At 40.6% G+C, this 5131-nt stretch carries 3 protein-coding genes and 1 pseudogene; 1 reads left to right on the forward strand and 3 read right to left on the reverse strand.

The annotated features are described in order from the left end of the window. Positions 1 to 115, forward strand: a pseudogene (locus L2764_RS25605) (ISAs1 family transposase); the annotation flags it as partial. A gap of 424 nt (positions 116 to 539) precedes the next feature. Here L2764_RS25605 and L2764_RS25610 read toward each other — a convergent pair. The 3 genes from L2764_RS25610 to L2764_RS25620 form a co-directional block, all read right to left on the reverse strand. Continuing rightward, a complete protein-coding gene (locus tag L2764_RS25610) occupies positions 540 to 1055 on the reverse strand; it encodes an NUDIX hydrolase (RefSeq protein ID WP_248943184.1) in 516 nt (171 codons plus the stop codon). A 217-nt stretch (positions 1056 to 1272) separates the two neighbouring features. Continuing rightward, the gene (locus L2764_RS25615) at positions 1273 to 3201 is read right to left on the reverse strand and encodes a B12-binding domain-containing radical SAM protein (RefSeq protein WP_248943185.1); all 1929 of its coding nucleotides are present in this window, start codon (positions 3199 to 3201) and stop codon (positions 1273 to 1275) included. A 395-nt stretch (positions 3202 to 3596) separates the two neighbouring features. Beyond that, complete coding sequence (locus L2764_RS25620; RefSeq protein ID WP_248943186.1) at positions 3597 to 4625, reverse strand: hypothetical protein; 1029 nt, start codon at positions 4623 to 4625, stop codon at positions 3597 to 3599. Positions 4626 to 5131: the final 506 nt, after the last annotated feature.

Genomic DNA, 5131 nt, shown 5'->3' on the forward strand with positions numbered 1-5131 from the left:
ACGGTGGCCCACAATCCGCAGCATTATCGCGGTTGAACGCCATCGTTCAATGAAAGGAAAGAGATCGATTGAGACATCGTATTACGTGAGTTCAATCTCACCTCGCCACAAGTTAACTTACCTCCGGCTTTGCCGGAGGTAAGTTAACTTGTTTTAAACAGTGAGTTAGCTTTTTTAGGATGTTTCCTTTGATACATGACGTTATCAACTTTACAACGTTGAGTTGATTTTTTCATCAATAATTTTAAATGATTAATATATTTAATTATTAATTTATTTGTGGGTTGAATTGAGATTGAGTACAAAATAATTAAGACACCAATACGCCTAAATGAATCGGTAGACTCTTATTTCAGTAAAGTGGAGGTGAAAGCTCTCTGCTTATTTTGAGTCGGAATGAGGTTGAGATCTAGGGAGCAAACAGCCAAGACCCCGACTTTATTACCGTGTATAAAGAAGGGGAGGTTTTGCGTCGTAAGGCGTCGTTTGTTACTTAAAGATAGTGCGTTGACAGGGGAAACCCTAGGCGGTCAATCATATTAAAGTAGCTCGTTAACGATACGCTTTAATAAATAGGTTTCTCTTTCAATCGACATGCCTTTTTTGGAACTGTTAGCGATTGTCTCTTCGTTATGCGCAATAGCGTGATGAATATTAATCCATAGTGGTCGCATGCCATTTTGTATTTCATACGCTTCAAGTTTGGTTTCACCCAGCTCTGGAGCAATGGTGCAAACAAAGCAAAATGACTCCATGTGTACACTGTCAAAGTTCGCTTTGTGCCACGGCCTGAACTCCTCATAGCGGCCAAATTCGCTGATAACTTCAATATGTTTAGCACCGGTTTCCTTTTCGAGTTCGCGAAGCAATCCTGTGCGAATATCTTCCCCCGCATCAACACCGCCGCCAGGAATACTGTAGTCGTGATAACGCTCGGTATAGAGCATCAGTATATTATCACCATCGAGAATAATTCCTCTTGCGGCTTGGCGGTGAAAGGACTTTCCTAAGCTTTGGCTTAGTTCTGGGTGGGTTGTGGTTCGCAGTAAGCGCATAATGGTACGACAAGTTTCGTTAAGCTATAAAGAGGCGGGGATTATAGCTGAGATCTAGGCCGTGATCTCATTTTATCAATCAGTATTAAGGAGGTGAGCGATCGCATGTTTATAATGATGGATATAAAGCCACTTTAATTCTGGAAGTAAGAAAGTGGCCTGTTGCATGTTTCGGTCTAATCCGATTAACGCTATGGATATTTACCCAGCGCGAGCTTTAATTGCTAGAGATGAGATTGTTAATTGCATTTGAGATCAGATTTTTTTTCATCTGAGTTCTTGCAATAGGTTGGTTAAACCAGAAGCTCATCGGCTGCTCAAAGCCTATACCGTGCATATAATTGTAGATCGCCTTACGAAGTCCGACCCCGAGCATTTCATGATCCGTACCAGTTGGATCGGTGAAGTTCACATCGTTTTCAGCAAATAAGATCTCAGGGCGCTCAGCTAGCGTGATGCCAAACTTTTCAGGGTGCATGCCAATAGGACTGTGAACCGTGGCTACAAAACGGTGCCAGTAAGCAGACTGGAAGCAACCTTGCTTCATCATCTGACGCACCATTTCCAGCGAGTCAATGGTTTCTTGTTCGGTTTGTGTTGGAAAGCCATACATCAAATAGGCATGAACCAATATCCCTGCATCACTGAAGGCTTTGGTTACGTGGGCGACCCGCTCAACACTTACGCCTTTTTTCATCAGTTTTAACAGCCTGTCTGACGCCACCTCAAGACCGCCGCTAACAGCGATACAACCGGAATCCGCGAGCAACTGGCAACGCGCCTCGCTAAAGGTTCTCTCAAAGCGGATATTGCCCCACCAGCTGATCATTACGCCGCGTTCAATTAACCGTTTTGCTAGCGAAAACAAAACTTTTGGCGGTAGGGCTTCATCGACGAAATGGAAACCTGTCTGTCCGGTTTCTTCGATGAGTTGTTCGATTCTATCCACCAGAATATCGGCTCCAGCGGTATCATAGCGGTCGATATAGTCCAGACTGACATCGCAAAAGCTGCATTTACGCCAGTAACAGCCATGAGCGATAGTCAGTTTATTCCAGCGTCCATCGCTCCAAATACGGTGCATAGGGTTGAGCATTTCACACAACGACAGGTATTCCCCCAATGGCAGGCCATCGTATACAGGTGCACCTACTTCGGTTTGTGGGATATCGTGAAGCTCTGCATTTTCATTGAAGTGTACGTAAGGTTGGCCATTTTTATCCTCTGCGAGAAAATAGGTTCTCACCAAGGAGTCTACCTTACGTTGTCCTTCAAAGTATTCCAGTAGCGTAATGAATGGGCGTTCGCCGTCATCCAGACAGATAAAGTCTACAAACTCAAATACTCGAGGGTCCTTCAACGCGCGCAGCTCGGTATTGATAAAACCACCGCCCATTACGATAGGAATATCAGGATTGATGGCTTTACAGGTTTGCGCAATACGTAAGGCGCCTAGCATATTACCGGGAAAAGGCACGGTTAGCGCGACGACGCTAGGCTGAGTTTCTTCCAGATACTGTTCGACCAATTGTGCCAAAATTCCCGAGCTGAAACTTGGTTCGTCCATCAAGGTATCGTAGAGATTGTTAAAGCTTGGGTTGGCCGCAGCTAATTGCTCGCCATAACGGCTCACTTCAAAGTACGGATCAACCCCCTGAGTGATGACGTTCGACAGATCATTAATAAACAGCGTTGCGAGATATTTGGCTTTATCTTGTACGCCTAAATTGCCAAAGGCCGCTTGCAAAACATCACCTGATACTGCCTCCATCTGAGCAATAGTGTCAAATGCTGGGCCCTCGGGTAAAAAACGACGGGAGTTAATACGCAGTGCAAGGCTTGGATCTTTGCCTTGCAAAAAGCGAATAGCGCTCTCAACTGTCAGGTGGTAACGGTCAAAGTCAGCCAGAAAACTCGCGATCACATCAGGCAACTCATGGTCTTCAAAGTGCTCGAAGTTTTCTTCTACATGCTGACGAATAATCTCCAGCGCAGGCGCTGTCATCATTTCTAGGAAAAGCTCAATAGCAGGATCTCGCTGAACCGCCTCATAGCCTCTAGAGCGTAAAAAACCCGTTAAATACGCTGTTGCCGGATAGGGCGTATTCAGCTGGGTCATAGGTGGAGTCATTAGAAGAACGGTCATAGCCTGCCTTTAAAATAGTAAAACTTGATTACTCAGTACGACACTGAGTGAGACAGCAAATACCACTGCCAAAAAATAACTGTGGATTCTAGCAAATGAACCCGATAAAACCCATAAATTAGTGTAAGGCTGATTGATTTATCATCAACTCTTTGTATCTTTGCTCAGTATTAGAGATAATATCCCCAAATGACTTGAAGATGCAGGATTCAGCTGACATTAAAATACGTTAGGTAATGTCATTCATTATTCCTGTATAAATGATACTTCTATTATTTGATTTTTAGTTTTTTGTAGTGGTCATCTTGAAGTGCCACGGGGAGATACTTCAAGATATTTATTTTTTCATATGATGCTCTTAGATATTGAATTCGGACTATTAATATTTAATTTAGTTATTGATAGGGTGAATAATTTAATGTTTTATTGAGCTTGGGCATTTGTCCGTCTAATGGTTGATGCTGCTCAATTAATGATGTTAATTTATTACTGAGTATACTATTCGGTATTATGGGGACTCTTGTTTCATCGATGTCATAGTTATGCTTTGACCAATCGCCCTTAAAAGACTTATATTGATTTTCTTCATGCAATCCACGACAGATGACAGAGATTTCAGCAACAGCTAATATGTCAACCTTCTGACTAAATCGCGCAAAACCTCGATAAGTAAAATGCTCTGCGACATGTCGATGGCTTAATTCAATTAATTTTGCTATCAAGCTATGGTATAAAGTATTTTGATTCACTACTTCCAATAAAAGAATGATTTTTCCTGACGATAGCTCCGGTAAACTGGAAGCTGCTTTCCCCAAAATAGATAGTTCCAGAACGAAAGTGCCATTTTCTAGTTCTTCAAGGTGGGTTAAGTCAAATGTTAAATGATTATATCGAACTAATATCAACCACGCACTAAGTCGTTGCTTGATATTAATTCCATTATAATACGTATTTTCTTTGATTAGTTTTTCTTTTCTTGTTGCTAATAAAGGTAGATCATGATGACAGTTGAAAGGAGTACTTTGGGTTTTATTGTTATTGATGGTGAACAGCTCACGTACTTCATGTTCTCTGGCTTTTTGTAATGCCAAAAAAGTCGTTTGAATAATTTCAGAGGTAGGTAAATTATTCTCTACTCGCCATTTTCTTCCATAAACAATTTTCTTTGTTAATTGGCTATCATGAGGTAAGTAATTATCATATCCAATTATTCCTACTTGTATATATATTCCAAAATCATCTTCACAAACAAAGACTAGATACTTTTCATCATATTGAGTATGGATAATAATGTTCTCTATTGATTCCAATGAGTGGTGAAAGGTTAAGTAATGCTGAGGAATACATTGAACATTATTTTCAAAAGTATGCATCGGAGCGCCATTTATGGGTGACTCCCCCTTAAGGTGTTTAAATAAATTCATAATTATGACTCTTATAATATTTGGTTTTAAAAATATAATTGGTAGCATTCATAAATGTTCACCAATAAAAGATAATGGTATTAAAAGTTGAGCTTTGACATTGGTGTATAAATAAATTGTTTTAGGCTGTTTGAATAAAATAGATTTTACTGAGTCCAGTAGATCCTAATATATATTATTATTTAAATGTAAAACTCAATCACCGTGTATACAAGCGAGTAAGAATGTTTTTATTATTCTAACCTTTTCCAACTACTTTATCTGTATGAATATGGGTCTCCATGCCATTTAGCAATTTTACAATAGCAGCTTTAATCATTTTCTTCATTAATAGGTGACCAATGACCCAGCCTAAGGGACCTAATTTAGGAGTGAATCGACCCACCACTGTCACTTCAGGGCGGGAGCATACTTTGTCGGATAATTAACCAAAGAAAACTTTTGCCCTGTAATCATCGTCCCAACTCGCCTTTTTTAGCTTATTTCGCTGACTTGGCGCACCGCAA

It is taken from the genome of Shewanella surugensis (genome assembly GCF_023284005.1).
Lineage (GTDB): Bacteria > Pseudomonadota > Gammaproteobacteria > Enterobacterales > Shewanellaceae > Shewanella > Shewanella surugensis.